Origin of the sequence: Mesobacillus jeotgali (assembly GCF_002874535.1) — a bacterium.
Classification (GTDB): domain Bacteria; phylum Bacillota; class Bacilli; order Bacillales; family Cytobacillaceae; genus Mesobacillus; species Mesobacillus jeotgali.
Genome location: NZ_CP025025.1, coordinates 1,415,821 through 1,430,129, shown reverse-complemented (window position 1 = coordinate 1,430,129; position 14,309 = coordinate 1,415,821). Strand labels below are relative to the sequence as shown.

Here is a 14,309-nt window from a genome sequence, read left to right as displayed (position 1 = left end):
CATGATCCACCTTTCCAATCGAGGAGCAGGTAATATTATATCAGAATAATGTTACCCTTAAATATCAAATCCAATCATATTTTCCGCAATTTCAGCAAAAGATTCCTCAGATTCTGCGAAATATTCTTCCCAGATGGCTTTGCTCCAAATTTCAATTCGATTGGAAACACCTAAAATCACACATTCTTTCTCAAGCTTGGCGTACTGCATCAGCGGGGAAGGAATATTGACTCTTCCCTGTTTGTCAATTTCACTCTCGGTAGCACCCGAAAAGAAAAAACGGGTAAATGCTCTTGCATCTTTTTTAGTCAGCGGAAGTCCTTTTAGCTTTTCTTCAATTACTGACCATTCAGAAACGGGATAACCAAATAAACACTGGTCAAGTCCACGGGTAAGAATGAACATCTCTCCCAGATTTTCACGGACCTTGGCAGGGATGATCAATCGGCCTTTGCTATCAACATTATGATGGTATTCACCCATGAACATGCCACTACCCCCACTTTCTAAATACAATGTACCACATTCCCCCACTTTTCACCACCTTATTTTAAATATTCTCCCCACTCCCTTGAATTCCTGCCGGAAATATACATTTCCATGAATTTCTTTTATTTCAAAAAAGTTGCTTTTACCTAAATTCGTCTTTTCCTTTCTTTTGGGGCAATGCAGAGCCGTTGCTCTTACCGTAATTCATCTTTCCTCCTTCTTTCCGGCAGTACGGTGCTGTGACAATAATTTTCCAAAGAAAAAAGCTCCATCCTCGTAGGATGAAGCTTTGAATTACATTTTTATTATTTTGTGGGTTCCATCGAATTCATAATGTAGCTTTAATAATCCTGGTATTAGACCTAAGCCGTACTTATTCAAATAGTAGAATGGGTTCCAGACTCTTTCCTGCGGTGAACCGCCTGGTCTTAAAGCGTTCTCCACTCTTGTGAATTTCCTCAGGATATGGTCATTCTTACGGCAAATTGCCTCTACAATTTTATCTTCCATGAATCCAACCTGCTTTATCAGGATGGATTCGTTTTTCTGCAGCATTGGCATCAGTACTGGGTCAATTCCGCTTGATTTTTCTTGGATGACTTTATATTGTTCTGACAGCATCCTTTTTACTTTCTCGAAAAGTTCTTCTACTTCACGATCCTTTAATGAGTCGATAAATTTCAGCTCATGTCCGCTTGTACCTGAAACTAAAACTTCTTTCAAATCCAGATTCAGTTCTTCAAGGTCTGACTCAATCGATCTTTCAAGCAGTGTGATGTTGAGCCTTGGAACAAGTGGAGGCATCTTGAGACCGAAATGTTCAAAAACGAGTTTCAGCTCGGCCCAATAAGCAATTTCTCCAGGGCCGCCGATGAACGCAAGCGTTGGGAAGAGCCACTCCTGCATTAACGGACGAGTCACCACATTATTGCTAAGCTTCTCGGGATATTCGTTCGCAATCTCCACTAGCTCATCATATGTGAAGCTGACTTCTCCATTCTTACCTGAAAACCCTCCACTTTGTGGGTCGAATTGGAGCAAAATCCGCTCATTTGCTTTTTCATCGTAAAAGAAAAGGTTCGCAGCGTTCTCGTTAATATCGATCATATTCGCAAAGCCTGCCGAGTTTGTCTGTTCTTGCTGGCCGAGAACAGCAGTTGTTATTTTACGGTGGTTTTTAATTTGATTGATGAAATATTCTTTTTCCAGTCTGCGCAGTTCTTTATTTCCGGAATCCACAATCAGCAAGCCGGAGTCCTTGAAAAGCTCCATGATAATCATCGCAAAAAAATCAACGAAGGATTCCGCTTTCTGCAAAGATTCTAAAGCAAATGCCAATACTTCTTTCGTGTACTTTGTTTCACCGTAGGTTTCCATGATTTCTTCAACCCAGGAATAGCATAGATCCCTGTTTATACAAACTTCTGAAATCATTTTTTTCTCTAGATTCCTTTCAGGATAAACCCACTTTTCCTGTTTATTATCCTTCATGACGTACACATGGTTAACTTCCTGGTAATCATGGTCTTCACCGGCAATCCAGAATACGGGTACGACTGGGACGCCCAGTTCTGCCTCTTTTTGTTCGGCAAGTTTGATAATCGAAATCACTTTATGAATGGTATATAGCGGTCCAGTCAGAATACCTGCCTGCTGTCCTCCGATGACTGCAACGCTATTTTCTTTTCTGAGCTTATCAATATTATCAGTGATTTTGTCAGACTTGGCATAACGAGACATGAAGAACTGTATATGGTCTGCAAGCTCATTCCTCATAAAGCTTCTATTTTTCAATTCATCAAGGCGATGAATATAAGATTTTTCGTCTGTAAAATTATAATGAAAGAAGCTCTGCAATTCAGGGCTTCCAGCCAGGTAATCTGTCGCAAACCGGTTTGCTGCCGGAAGAGAGAGATTCAACATCTCCATTAACTTGTACTTCCTTTCTCGTAAGCAATTTTCACTGTTATGAGTATAGCATTGTTTGAAATGAAAAGAAAAAAACTTTGCTTTACGAAATTTCTAAAATCAAGATTTTCATAATGAACTTAATTTTGTACTTTTGCAAGCACTGTGTGTTTTAACTACGAGGGTTTCTTGACTGCTTTGGCTTCTTTTCTCTCATCTCGACTGACAATAAAAAATGCTGGACCTTCTAAAGGACGGTCCAACACTAGATTAAGCAAACAGAAAGGTCAGGCGCTTAACCAAACCATACAACACAAGGACGATGTAGGCAGAAAAGAATAGCAGGAAATTAAAGCGCCAAAAACCCTTAAATACCCTTGGCAACATTATTTCTTCTTTGTACTTCCAGTGAATCCAGACAAATATAGCCGCAAGTCCAAACAAGATGATCAAAATCAGCCACAGGAAAGACTTTTCCCAGATAGTGATGATCAAAAAATGGACAGACAGCACCAGCAAAAAGGTGCTGAAATCAATTGCCAGATTGACAGAACGCCGATGGTTGCCTGTGATTTGCTTACTGATGATGAACACAGCGAGGTAGCCAATCATTGGAACTGTAATCAATGCGGCAACGAGTGCAGAGAAGAATCCCGGCATCATGCTCCCTCCCTTTCGTGCTCCTTCCCCTTGATGCAATGATAATAATTATGTATTAATGGAGCTTTTATATTTTTTCTTCTAGATAATTCGAGCAAATACCCGAGTATGGCATCAATTTCAGTTTGTCGGCCATTTTCAATATCCTTATACATGGATGAATGGTTGTTTGCCGTCTTTTCGCAAACTGTCATTAGATTTTTGAAGTACTGTTCCCGATTAGGCAAATCAAGTACATAGGCACACTCATCAAACATTTGCTTAAAAATTTCAAAGTAAGATGGATTGTGGATCAGCTCGCCATTTTTAACTTTAAGAATTGCTGTCAATGGATTAATTACCGAATTGACCACCAACTTCTTGATTAGCATCTCCTTGAAATCCGGTTCAATGATAAACGGAAAACCCGAAGGTGATATAGTAGATAATTCTCTAAGAAGGTCATCTTCTCCTTTAAATATCGCAGTTCTTGTTACACCCAATCCATTATGCTGAACTGTAAAGCCGTTCTTTCTTACAGCTCCGTGTTCAACGGATCCCACATAAACTTCAGATGTTTCCAATTCAGAAAGCAGTTTGATATGGCCATAGCCATTTTGCAGAAAAAGGATGCTTCCTTTGGCTTTATCTTTTAGATCAGATATTAAACCATCCAGCTGGTATTGCTTTACCGCAACAACTGTTAAATCATCGTTCCCCTTCCATTCCTGGATTGGGACAGCAGTTACCTTTGCAGGAGTATGCTCTATTCCGCTTTTTACAAGATGAAGACCATTTTCATTAATTGAGTCTGCTTGTTCCCGTGTCCTTGTGTATATAGAAACATCACTACCCATGCTCAGGTAATAAGAGAATAATAAACCTATTGATCCGCCGCCGATTATTCCTATTTTCATAAAGACCCCTTATCCTGCCCTTAAAAAAACAACTAAGAACATTCGTGCTTTTATATTGAAAAATCTATTATATTTGACACCGATATAACAATGACTTTAGTCATATTTTAGCAGAAACAATTGCTTGTTAGGAAGAAGGGATTATGGTTATTTGAATTAATTTTGATAGAACATTGTCTTTTCCCCAGTAAAAACAAAAACGGAGACCCAATAGGATCTCCGTTTTTGTTTTTATGCAGGGTAAAATAATTGTGATGTAGATAACTATATGGGTTGTCTTAATCCAGCTCCAGCGCCTAGCCCCTCGAGTCGCTTGTCTAGTTTCGCCTCCTAGAAACTCCGAAACTTCAACTTCGCCGGCAGAAGCAAAAAGCGCTTCTTTGTCGGAGTCTCCAGTTTCTGCGTTTCTGGACAGTCGGCTATACTTTTAGATTTCGGTCCGCCCAATGAAGTCAAAGAACGACTTCACCGGTCGGTCCTCCAGCGCTTGTCGGGGCTGAACGAGGCGCTTGCGCTTTTTGTTTTTATACCGGATATACAGGGTGTTTCCTGACACTGAATTGCATATCTTTTGTTTCGTATAGCTTGAATCGGTCTATCAGTGCATTCCTCAGGTCGTTGGCTGCAACGATGTCGTCAACGATCAGTTCGGAAGCTAGCTTATAGATGTCGATACTTTCTTTATACTCCTGGTGCTTCTCCTGGACAAAAGCGATTTTCTCTTTAGGATCTTCAATTTGATTGATTTTGTTGGAGTATACTGCGTTAACCGCTGCTTCCGGACCCATTACCGCGATCTGCGCAGTCGGCAGGGCGATGCAGCAATCTGGTTCGAATGCCGGTCCTGCCATTGCGTATAAACCAGCTCCGTATGCCTTACGGACAATTACAGAGATTTTCGGCACGGTCGCTGAGCTCATCGCAGCAATCAGCTTCGCACCATGGCGGATGATCCCTGCTCTCTCAACCTTCGTACCAATCATGAAGCCCGGCACGTCAGCAAGGAACAGCAAAGGGATATGGAAGGCATCGCAGAGCGTGATGAATTTAGCTGCCTTATCTGCAGAGTCCACGAACAATACTCCACCCTTCACCTTCGGCTGGTTGGCAATGATTCCAACTGCCCTTCCGTCTATACGCGCAAATCCAGTGATGATTTCGGGAGCGAACAGCTTTTTGATTTCAAAGAAACTTCCTTCGTCGATCAGCGCATCAATACCCTCATACATATCAAATGGAGCGTTCTGGTTCAATGGGACAATCTCTTCAAGACTTCTTCCAGCCTTAGGAGCTACTCCTTCGAGTACTGCTGTCTTCGATTGGAAATTGGCAGGGAAGTAGCTTAAATAATGCTTAGCCGCTTCAATGGCTTCTTGCTCACTATAAACAAGCATATCGCCTACACCACTCACTGAGCAATGCATGCGGGCTCCGCCCATTTCCTCAAGCGTTACCTTCTCGCCGATTACCTTTTCCGCCATCCTTGGTGATCCCAGGTACATCGAAGCATTCTGGTCAACCATGATCACGATATCGCAGAAAGCAGGAATATACGCTCCTCCTGCTGCAGAAGGCCCGAAAAGAAGGCAAATTTGCGGGATTACCCCAGACAATTTCACCTGATTGTAAAAGATCTTGCCTGCTCCCCGTCTGTTCGGGAACATATCAAGCTGATCCGTAATTCGGGCACCAGCTGAATCGACCAGATACAATAAAGGCACCTTTAATTTTTCAGCTGTTTCCTGGATTCTAATGATTTTCTCAACAGTCCTGGCGCCCCATGAGCCGGCTTTTACTGTTGAATCATTCGCCATGACACAGACTGTCTGGCCGCCGATTTTTCCGATCGCTGTTACGACACCATCTGCCGGCAGGTCGCCAGCCTGGAAATTGGCGAATTTGCCATCTTCCTCATAGACTCCGTCGTCAAATAATAGATTCAAGCGCTCACGCACAAACAATTTATTTTGCTCAGCCAGCTTTTCATGATATTTCGGTTGGCCGCCAGCCTCGATTTGTTGAACTTTCTCCTGTAATGAATCAGTTAAAGTCTTTGCGGTAGTCATTCTACTCCTCCTTAAAATCTATTATTCTAATACAAGCAGGACATCGCCTTCGTTTACAAAGTCTCCAATGTTCACCTTAACTTCCGCAACATTTCCTGCACCCTGGCTTTCAACAGGGATTTCCATCTTCATGGATTCAAGCATCAGGACTTCCTGCCCCTCTGTAACCGTGTCTCCCGCTGCTACCATCACATTAAGTACTGTGCCTGCCATATTTGCTGTAATTTCTTTCATGTTCTCTTCCTCCTCTATTTAGATGCCATTTTTCTTTCTGTTAAATAGGCTGTCGTGTAGCTGCCCGCTTTGAAGCCCTCTTCACTTAAAATTTCCGCAAACAGCGGAGCATTGGAATTAATGCCTTCGACTTTCAGCGTCGCGAAAAACTCCTGTGCAAGCTGAATTGCTTCTTCCCTGGTACTTCCCCCTACAATGCATTTGGCAACCATAGGGTCATAAAAAGGGGTTACAGTCGAACCGGATTCATAACCAGAATCCACCCGAACGCCTTCTGCCTCCATCCATGAAAACTCGATGATTTTGCCAGGTGAAGGCAGGAACCTTACTGGGTCTTCCGCATACAAACGGAATTCGATGGCCCAACCATCCTTTTTAATTTCATCCTGAAGCAGCGGAAGTTTTTCACCGCGCGCAACGAGGATTTGCCACTTAACAAGATCCAGGCCAGTAATCGTTTCTGTGACTGGATGTTCAACCTGCAGTCTTGTGTTCATTTCAAGGAAATAGAAGTTTTCGTTCTCATCAACAATGAATTCCACAGTTCCTGCGTTTACATAATCCACTGCTTTAGCGGCTTTTACAGCTGTATCATACATCTTCTGCCGTGCTTCTTCCTTCAGGAATGGCGAAGGTGCCTCTTCAATCACTTTTTGGTGTCGGCGCTGGATCGAGCAATCACGTTCGAACATATGTACATGGTTGCCATGGGTATCGCCAAAAATCTGCACCTCGACATGCCGGGCATTTTTGATGTATTTTTCAATGAATACTTCATCAGAACCAAAGTAAGCCTTTGCTCTGCCCTTCGTTGAATCAAAATTCTTAGCGAGCGCTTGCTCATTTTCACAAAGCACCATGCCAATGCCTCCGCCGCCCCCGCTCGCCTTTAGCATCACAGGGTAGCCGATTTCATCTGCAAGCCTGATTGCATCATCCAGCGTTTTCAAACCCTGTTCACTTCCAGGCACGACTGGAACGCCGGCTGCTTCCATCGTCGATCTAGCAACGATTTTATCGCCCATTTTTTCAATTGTATCCGGAGCAGGACCAATGAAAGTCAAGCCTGCTTCCTTCACTTTTCGGGCAAACTCTGCATTTTCTGATAAAAAACCATAACCAGGATGGATGCCATCCACCTTTTCTTCCTTTGCGATTCTTAAAATTTCTTCTGCATTAAGATATGATTTTTGAACAGGCGGCTCGCCAATCCGGTAAGCGCTGTCAGCTTCTTTTACAAAAGGCAGCTCTTTATCCGCATCAGAATAGACGGCTACTGTTTTAACCCCAAGTTCGCTGCAAGTTCGGATAATACGAAGCGCAATTTCTCCTCTGTTTGCAATTAATATTTTTTGCACGCTAATTCCCCTTTCCCGTAAAAAATACGCTCACTATATAAAATTCTACAATATTCTGTATCTTTCCTGCAAAAATTGGAACCGCTTTCTAAAATTCAAATGCAGAATTTTTCATGTTTTTATAATATAATAAAAATAGGCTATAAAAAACAAATATATTCAGCTGCCTTTTAATATTTCATATTTCGGGTAAATGGATAATGAATTATTGGCGGCTTGATTGGGGGATTGTTTTATGGTGAATAAAGTGGAGAAACTGAAAATCAATTATAAGACATTAGAAGAATTCAAGAAATTCAAAGAGTATGGCCACCAGGAGCTTTCGATGCTTGAGGACTTGGAAGCGAACATTGTTGAAAATGATAGTGATTCACCATTCTACGGAATCTATTTCGGCGACAAGCTTGTTGCCCGTATGAGCCTTTACCAGGTCAAGAAGCAATTTGACCGCTATTTCGAGCCTCCACAGGATTATCTTGAGCTTTGGAAGTTAGAAGTACTTCCAAATTACCAGGGCAAGGGCTATGGGAAAGCACTAGTTGAATTCGCGAAAAGTTATGGTCTGCCAATAAAAACAAATCCTAGAGTGAAATCGCAAGACTTCTGGGATAAAATGGGCTTTACGCCAGTTCATTATGATGTAGAGAGAGACCGTGGCGAGAATCCGCTTGTCTGGTATCCGGCTGGTGTAACAGAACAATTGCAGTAATTAAGAAAAGCGTAAGCGCCTTGTTTAGCCCCGACAAGCGCTGGAGGGCCGACCAGTGAAGTCGTTCTTTGACTTCATTGGGCGGACCGAAGCGACTCGAGGGGCTAGGCGCTGGAGCTAGACAATTCTCGAAGTGAAAATTTATACTTTCTTATCTGGTTAAAAATAGCGCCTGCCATTTTCGGCAGGCGCTTTTTATCGCTATTTTTCAACCTTCTCAAGATTTCCTTTTGCTTCAACCTGGAAGTTCATTTTTTGTTTCTGGTCCTCACCTTTAGGGCCTACTCTTTTTTTCGCACGCTCCATGATATCTATGAGGGCACGATAGTCTTCTTCCATGGAACGCAACTGTGTTTCTAATTTTTCATTTTCGGCAGACAAGTAATAGATTTGCTTTTCCAGTCCGCGGATTTTTTCTTTATTAACATCCTGGCTGTCTGCAACTCCCGCTTTTACATAGAGATCGTCAAGATATTGCTTTACTGCTTCTATGCTAAGATTTGAACGCTTCTTCTCTTGTTCTGAAGGAATATTTGGCGCATCGCTCACTGGTGCCGCAGCTACTTCTGTCTTCTCTTGTGTCTTTGCCTGTTTTTTCGCTTCCTTCCGCTGCTTTTTCGCCAGCTCAATACCAGATTTATATTGTTTCCTTACATAGGAATTCCAGCGAAAACCACAAGCTGCAGCAGTCCTCGAAAGCTGCTTGCCTACTTCTTCAAACGCTTTCAGTTGCGTACCGCCTTCTCGGATATTTCTTAATACAACTTCAGCAAGCAATAAATCTTCATCCTGTGACCAGGCATCCTGACGGGTTAATGGCATCAATAAATCCCTCCTATTGTTTTTTATTCATTCATATGCATCTAATAGGAAAGATAGACTGATAACACCTAATACCCTGCTAATTATTTTTATTTTTTTTGTTCATGAATTCGTCCACTTTTTTGTGGTGAGCCTCATCCTCCCATAGGACAGCACATCTTGCAGCCTCTTCTTCCATCCTTTCTCTCATCGATAAAAGCTTCCATTTTTTATTCAACAAAGTTTTATATGCTTCTAATACAGTTGTTTCTTTATCCAAGCTTCCATTCATAAATGAGAGACAAGCATCTATCGGAAGGTCTTTATATATATGGTGGATGAATCCAAAATCCCTTAGTTCTTCGACAGTGTATATTCTTGCATCAAGGAGCATTTTCATCGCAATATTCTGCGGAAGTTTTTCTAAGAGGATCGTTCCTCCTCCCCAGCCGGTCGTAATGGCGAGGTTCCCCTGGACAAATCCCGCTTTCATTCCTTCTCTTCCAATCCGGAAGTCGCAGGCAGAAGCGATTTCACAACCTCCTCCTACAGCAGAACCATTTAGAATGGCAATCGTCGGTTTCGGGAGGACAAGGAGCTTATATAAAATACCAGCCATCCTTGAGAGCATTCCTAACGCCTGGGTCTCTGTTTTTAAACTGTGGAAGGTGGATAAATCCCCACCAGAACAAAACGCCTGGTCACCTGCACCTGTAATGGCAAAAACTTTAACATCATTTCCTGCTGCCATATCGATTGCTTCTTCAAGTCCGGACATTACTTCATAGTTTATGGCATTTCTCCTATCAGGCCTGTTGATGGTAAAAAGCAGCACACCATTTTTTTCTTTTGAAATTATGTATGAATCCATTGTTTGCCTCCTCTACTTCTCGTCCAATAAATTTTATCAATTTTCTGTAGATTTAAAAAGCGCACGAGCTTCAGAATGGACTGAAATTTGTCTATAAAAGAGTACGCAGTCCAAATTGGAATAGCGCGTAAAAGAAAAAAAGCACAGGGATGCGAATGCATCCTGTGCTTTTCCTTAGAAAAGATTAGTCGTTTACAACTTCTTTCCCTTTGTATGTTCCGCAAGCTTTGCACACACGGTGAGCAAGTTTCATTTCACCGCAGTTAGGGCATGCTACCATACCCGGAACTTGTAATTTAAAATGAGTACGGCGTTTTCTTTTCGCAGTTTTAGACGTTCTTCTAAATGGTACAGCCATTCTTCCCACCTCCTTAAAAGGAATAAGAAAGTTTATGAAGGCCAGTCCTTTTCTGGACCTCCACGCTCTTTTTTAATCGATTAGTCAGAGGAATCCTTAGAATCCTCAAAGAATTTTGCAAGTCCGGCAAGTCGGGGATCAAGTTTTTCGGATTTCTCCTGTTCCTCGATTACTTCCCAATCCTTACCTGACTGGGGTGCGCCTTCTTGACCAGCGCTATCATCACAGAATACTTGCATTGGAACTTCCACTAGCAAGATCTCCCTGATGATGGGTTCAAGATCAATGACATCGCCTGTTACTTGATGAACTTCCTCTTCAGCCTCATAGTCGTGGCTGTTTAACATGAAAGTTTCAGTTGTTTCCACATCAATTGGATATTTTACATCAACCAGTGTCCGTGAACAAGGAAGAATTAGATGTCCATCAATCCGGATATGGAATGTCACTCTTGTGGCACTGATATCCGCCCTTCCAGTTAAGTGGATGGGAGATACCTCACGGATTGTTGGTTCTGTTTCCTTTATCGAGTCCATTCGGACAAACTCGTCGATTAGAAAGTCCTTGTTTCGATGTTTTTGTATCTGACTTATTGTCCATTTCATAGAATCACCCCAAGGCAACAAAGGTAATTATAGCCCTTCGCGTAATCATTTGTCAATATTTTTTCTTTACACTATAATTTACATAAATACTGTAAATTAAACTTCAAGACAATGCAATATCCATCATAACATGAAGGAGTATAAGAATGAAAGCTGTTGGCGTCGTTGTTGAGTATAATCCTTTCCATAATGGCCATTTATTTCACCTGCAACAGGCAAAAGAACAATCTGGTGCAGATATATCGATTGCAGCGATGAGCGGGAACTTCCTGCAGCGCGGAGAGCCCGCACTTGTCTCTAAATGGGCGAGGACGAAGATGGCTCTCGAGGCAGGCGTTGACATCGTGTTTGAGCTTCCCTACCGTTTTGCGACGCAGCATGCGGAAACTTTTGCAGAAGGGTCAGTATCGATTCTTTCTGCTGCCGGTTGTGACACTCTTTGTTTTGGCAGTGAATCAGGTGATTTGGAGGCTTTTAATAAAACGGTCACCTTTCTTGAAGAAAACAATGAAGACTTCCAGGATAGAATAAGACTCTACACTCGAGAAGGATATAGTTATCCTAAATCAATCGCCCTTAGTTTCCAGTCTCTTGCACCAGATGAAAGCTTTATCGATATTTCAAGGCCGAATAACATCCTTGGACTTCATTACATACAGGCGATCATCAGGCAAAAAAGCTTAATGAAAGCTGAAACGATCACCAGGAAAAGTGCCGGTTACCACGATGAGCATTTTGCCTCCGCCACGATTGCCAGCGCTACAAGCATACGCAAAGCCCTATTCGGAGCGGCAGGAGAAATAGACAATATTAAGCAATACGTACCAGAAGCGACCTACGAACAGCTCACAAACTACAGGGATCAATATGGCGGTTTCCATTCATGGGAAAATTACTGGCCTTTATTGAAGTATAAATTGCTCCAAAGCAGTCCGTCAGAATTAAAGGGCTTCTATGAAGTAGAAGAAGGACTGGAAAACAGATTACTTGCCGCTGCTGCTTCCTCAGAATCATTCCAGCAATTCATGGAATGCATCAAAACAAAGCGTTATACATGGACAAGGCTGCAGAGAGTCTGCCTTCATATTTTAACCAATACAAGCAAAAACACAATGAAAACGAGCCAAAAAACGGTGAATTACTTGAGGCTATTAGGTGCAACCGAAAAGGGCCGATCTTACCTGAACTATAAGAAAAAGGATTTCAGTCTGCCGCTCGTTTCAAAACTCTCCGCTTTTTCTGACCCTGATATCGAACTGGATATTAAAGCATCAAGGATTTATGCTCTCGGACAAAATGGAAGGGGGCAAGAACAGCTGCTTGCAGAAGAATTCGCCAGGCCCCCAATCATGTTGAAATCATGAGAAACCGCAGGAGCAGTCAAAAAGACTTAAGAAGTCCTCATAAAAAAGAAAATCAAGCTGGATTCAGCTTGATTTTTCTTTTAAATTTTCCAGATAGGATACAGCTTCCTCAAAAGTATCTACAGGTACAATTTTCATTTTGGTATCAATATCTTTAGCGGCGATCAGCGCCTCTTCATAGTTTGAGCCCTTGGCACCTTTTTCAAACGGAGCAAGGAAAATTTCTGCACCTGCCTTATCTGCAGCTACTACTTTCTGCTGGATCCCGCCGATTCTTCCCACTGTTCCATCGGGACTCATTGTTCCTGTCCCAGCTATTTCATAGCCTTTGGTCAGGTCTTCCTCGATTAATTGATTGTAGATTTCCAGCGAAAACATTAATCCAGCAGATGGACCGCCTATTTCATCAGATTGGACTGTTACATCTGGCTCAACGTCAATTTCTTTGTCATCGACAAGCTGAATTCCTACTACCGGACGGTCGCTTCCATCATCAAGTGCCTTTAGAGGTATTTCAACTGAATTTGACTTCCCATTCCGTTTATAGGAAAGCTCGACTATATCACCTGGTTTTTTTGAACTGACATATTCAATGAACTCTTCAGAGGATTTAAATTCATTATCATCCACCTGGAAAACTAAATCGCCAGGCAAAAGTTTGCCTTCAGCCGGCATCCCTTCCATTATCCTCAACACATAAACTCCCTTATAGGTGTAGTTAACTGGTTTACCTGCTTTTTTATAGGCCACCTCTATCGCTGATGTCTTCGAATTATCCATCATGTGCAGCTGGCGGATATTGTATTCTTCATCTGATTCATTATCCGCCCTGATATCTTCTACAGGATAGATTTCCTGATATTTGCTCATCTTGGCAATGATGTAGGCATATATATTCGCTCTGCCCATCCTGACTGTGGTAAGCATGAAGCTTCCTTCCTCATCGTACCCGTCTTCAACCTCGACAATCGGTTCCAGCTCCGTAGCCATACCAGGTTTGGTAACATAGTAAGGCAAGTAATAAAGAGCGCTGGCCATTAATAATATAGCTGCAAATATAGACAGAGCTATAGACTTTTTTCTGCTCATTCTGATTGAGGCTCCTTCCATTGTTCAATGCACTTTTTTATCTTATCGATGTGCTTTTTTGCTTCTTCTTCACCAATCGCAATGATTTCTTCTATATTAGTGAATGCTTTGGAATTAAACATTTCGACTGGAGGCCTGAGCATTACATCGGAAGCTATCTCTCGATTCGAGACCAGTTCCATTTGCATGATATCGATACTCTGCATGATCACATCGAAAATTGAGGTAACATCCTCGTTCTTCTTCACGCTGGATACATCAACAGCGATTACTATATCTGCTCCCATCTCCTTAGCGACAGAAACAGGAATCCGGTCAACAACTCCGCCATCGACGAACAACCTTCCATCCAGCTTTTCCGGGACAAAAATACCCGGAATCGCGATGCTAGCTCTTACAGCTTCCGCCACAGGCCCATTTTTAAAGACGACCTTCTCACCTGACATCAGGTCTGTCGCAACAATGCCAATCGGAATATCCAGTTCTTCGATCATTTTTCCATGGGTAAAAATCCTGATGAGCTCTTTAACTCTTTTCCCAGCGATAAATCCCATCTTTGGGACGGTAAAATCAAGATAATATTTCCGTTTGAACACACGTGATAGTTTATAGAGACGGTCAACGTCAAGGCCCGCACCGTAAAATGATGCTACCAGTGCACCCATGCTGCTTCCAGCTATCAAATCGATTGGAATGCCTTCATCTCTTAAAACTTTTATGACACCCAGATGGGCAAATCCCCGTGCTCCACCTGACCCTAGAGCCAAACCTATTCTTGGACTTGCCAAAGCTTTTTCCTCCCTTAAAACCATGATTTTTTCGGGTACAAACTAAACTTGGTCTAATTTGAAGTTCAGCGAGTATATTGATTTATATGAGGACAAGGCTGACAACTAAGCAT

Annotated in this window: 15 protein-coding genes; 2 read left to right on the top strand and 13 right to left on the bottom strand. The window is 42.2% G+C overall.

Translation table 11 applies throughout. From position 1 onward, the window contains the following. Window positions 1-57: 57 nt before the first annotated feature. From mraZ to CD004_RS06985, 7 genes are all read right to left on the bottom strand, one after another. On the bottom strand, window positions 58-489 hold the full coding sequence (gene mraZ, locus CD004_RS07015) for a division/cell wall cluster transcriptional repressor MraZ (protein ID WP_102262102.1): 432 nt from the start codon (window positions 487-489) through the stop codon (window positions 58-60). 294 nt (window positions 490-783) lie between these two features. Next, a complete protein-coding gene (bshC, locus tag CD004_RS07010; RefSeq protein WP_102262101.1) occupies window positions 784-2,418 on the bottom strand; it encodes a bacillithiol biosynthesis cysteine-adding enzyme BshC in 1,635 nt (544 codons plus the stop codon). A gap of 249 nt (window positions 2,419-2,667) precedes the next feature. Beyond that, entirely contained in the window at window positions 2,668-3,060 is a 393-nt protein-coding gene (locus CD004_RS07005; protein WP_324782679.1) for a DUF3397 domain-containing protein, read from the bottom strand. Continuing rightward, window positions 3,057-3,953: a 2-dehydropantoate 2-reductase gene (locus CD004_RS07000; protein WP_102262099.1), complete on the bottom strand. Its 897-nt coding sequence runs from the start codon at window positions 3,951-3,953 to the stop codon at window positions 3,057-3,059. Before CD004_RS07000 ends, CD004_RS07005 begins: the two co-directional genes overlap by 4 nt. Window positions 3,954-4,477: 524 nt before the next feature. Beyond that, on the bottom strand, window positions 4,478-6,019 hold the full coding sequence (locus tag CD004_RS06995) for an acyl-CoA carboxylase subunit beta (RefSeq protein ID WP_102262098.1): 1,542 nt from the start codon (window positions 6,017-6,019) through the stop codon (window positions 4,478-4,480). Between the two features lie 21 nt (window positions 6,020-6,040). Next, the gene (locus CD004_RS06990; RefSeq protein WP_102262097.1) at window positions 6,041-6,253 is read right to left on the bottom strand and encodes an acetyl-CoA carboxylase biotin carboxyl carrier protein subunit; all 213 of its coding nucleotides are present in this window, start codon (window positions 6,251-6,253) and stop codon (window positions 6,041-6,043) included. Between the two features lie 14 nt (window positions 6,254-6,267). Continuing rightward, a complete protein-coding gene (locus CD004_RS06985) occupies window positions 6,268-7,611 on the bottom strand; it encodes an acetyl-CoA carboxylase biotin carboxylase subunit (protein ID WP_102262096.1) in 1,344 nt (447 codons plus the stop codon). 235 nt (window positions 7,612-7,846) lie between these two features. Between CD004_RS06985 and CD004_RS06980 the strand changes: the two genes are divergently transcribed. After that, entirely contained in the window at window positions 7,847-8,320 is a 474-nt protein-coding gene (locus CD004_RS06980; protein ID WP_102262095.1) for an N-acetyltransferase, read from the top strand. A gap of 201 nt (window positions 8,321-8,521) precedes the next feature. On the opposite strand, the gene CD004_RS06975 is transcribed toward CD004_RS06980, so the two are convergent. From CD004_RS06975 to CD004_RS06960, 4 genes are all read right to left on the bottom strand, one after another. Beyond that, the gene (locus tag CD004_RS06975) at window positions 8,522-9,142 is read right to left on the bottom strand and encodes an RsfA family transcriptional regulator (protein ID WP_102262094.1); all 621 of its coding nucleotides are present in this window, start codon (window positions 9,140-9,142) and stop codon (window positions 8,522-8,524) included. Between the two features lie 79 nt (window positions 9,143-9,221). Then, the gene (locus tag CD004_RS06970) at window positions 9,222-9,992 is read right to left on the bottom strand and encodes an enoyl-CoA hydratase/isomerase family protein (protein WP_102262093.1); all 771 of its coding nucleotides are present in this window, start codon (window positions 9,990-9,992) and stop codon (window positions 9,222-9,224) included. A 184-nt stretch (window positions 9,993-10,176) separates the two neighbouring features. Next, the gene (gene rpmF / locus CD004_RS06965; protein WP_023615018.1) at window positions 10,177-10,350 is read right to left on the bottom strand and encodes a 50S ribosomal protein L32; all 174 of its coding nucleotides are present in this window, start codon (window positions 10,348-10,350) and stop codon (window positions 10,177-10,179) included. Between the two features lie 80 nt (window positions 10,351-10,430). Continuing rightward, window positions 10,431-10,955 carry a YceD family protein gene (locus CD004_RS06960; protein WP_102262092.1) on the bottom strand — a complete coding sequence of 175 codons (525 nt, stop codon included), beginning with the start codon at window positions 10,953-10,955 and terminating at the stop codon, window positions 10,431-10,433. Between the two features lie 146 nt (window positions 10,956-11,101). Between CD004_RS06960 and CD004_RS06955 the strand changes: the two genes are divergently transcribed. Then, window positions 11,102-12,319 (top strand): nucleotidyltransferase, encoded by a 1,218-nt coding sequence (locus CD004_RS06955; protein ID WP_102262091.1) that lies wholly within the window; start codon window positions 11,102-11,104, stop codon window positions 12,317-12,319. Between the two features lie 63 nt (window positions 12,320-12,382). Here the strand turns inward: CD004_RS06955 and CD004_RS06950 are convergent, their stop codons facing one another. Together CD004_RS06950 and CD004_RS06945 are read right to left on the bottom strand one after the other, a co-directional pair. After that, complete coding sequence (locus tag CD004_RS06950; RefSeq protein WP_102262090.1) at window positions 12,383-13,408, bottom strand: SepM family pheromone-processing serine protease; 1,026 nt, start codon at window positions 13,406-13,408, stop codon at window positions 12,383-12,385. Next, on the bottom strand, window positions 13,405-14,220 hold the full coding sequence (locus CD004_RS06945) for a patatin-like phospholipase family protein (protein WP_180321279.1): 816 nt from the start codon (window positions 14,218-14,220) through the stop codon (window positions 13,405-13,407). The genes CD004_RS06950 and CD004_RS06945 overlap by 4 nt, the downstream gene beginning before the upstream one ends. Between the last annotated feature and the right edge of the window lie 89 nt (window positions 14,221-14,309).

What these genes read in the sequence shown, in the direction of transcription:
- mraZ (WP_102262102.1), bottom strand. Translation starts at nt 489, where the DNA reads ATGTTCATGGGTGAATACCATCATAATGTTGATAGCAAAGGCCGATTG.
- bshC (WP_102262101.1), bottom strand. Translation starts at nt 2,418, where the DNA reads ATGGAGATGTTGAATCTCTCTCTTCCGGCAGCAAACCGGTTTGCGACA.
- CD004_RS07005 (WP_324782679.1), bottom strand. Translation starts at nt 3,060, where the DNA reads ATGATGCCGGGATTCTTCTCTGCACTCGTTGCCGCATTGATTACAGTT.
- CD004_RS07000 (WP_102262099.1), bottom strand. Translation starts at nt 3,953, where the DNA reads ATGAAAATAGGAATAATCGGCGGCGGATCAATAGGTTTATTATTCTCT.
- CD004_RS06995 (WP_102262098.1), bottom strand. Translation starts at nt 6,019, where the DNA reads ATGACTACCGCAAAGACTTTAACTGATTCATTACAGGAGAAAGTTCAA.
- CD004_RS06990 (WP_102262097.1), bottom strand. Translation starts at nt 6,253, where the DNA reads ATGAAAGAAATTACAGCAAATATGGCAGGCACAGTACTTAATGTGATG.
- CD004_RS06980 (WP_102262095.1), top strand. Translation starts at nt 7,847, where the DNA reads ATGGTGAATAAAGTGGAGAAACTGAAAATCAATTATAAGACATTAGAA.
- CD004_RS06975 (WP_102262094.1), bottom strand. Translation starts at nt 9,142, where the DNA reads ATGCCATTAACCCGTCAGGATGCCTGGTCACAGGATGAAGATTTATTG.
- CD004_RS06970 (WP_102262093.1), bottom strand. Translation starts at nt 9,992, where the DNA reads ATGGATTCATACATAATTTCAAAAGAAAAAAATGGTGTGCTGCTTTTT.
- rpmF (WP_023615018.1), bottom strand. Translation starts at nt 10,350, where the DNA reads ATGGCTGTACCATTTAGAAGAACGTCTAAAACTGCGAAAAGAAAACGC.
- CD004_RS06960 (WP_102262092.1), bottom strand. Translation starts at nt 10,955, where the DNA reads ATGAAATGGACAATAAGTCAGATACAAAAACATCGAAACAAGGACTTT.
- CD004_RS06955 (WP_102262091.1), top strand. Translation starts at nt 11,102, where the DNA reads ATGAAAGCTGTTGGCGTCGTTGTTGAGTATAATCCTTTCCATAATGGC.
- CD004_RS06950 (WP_102262090.1), bottom strand. Translation starts at nt 13,408, where the DNA reads ATGAGCAGAAAAAAGTCTATAGCTCTGTCTATATTTGCAGCTATATTA.
- CD004_RS06945 (WP_180321279.1), bottom strand. Translation starts at nt 14,220, where the DNA reads ATGGTTTTAAGGGAGGAAAAAGCTTTGGCAAGTCCAAGAATAGGTTTG.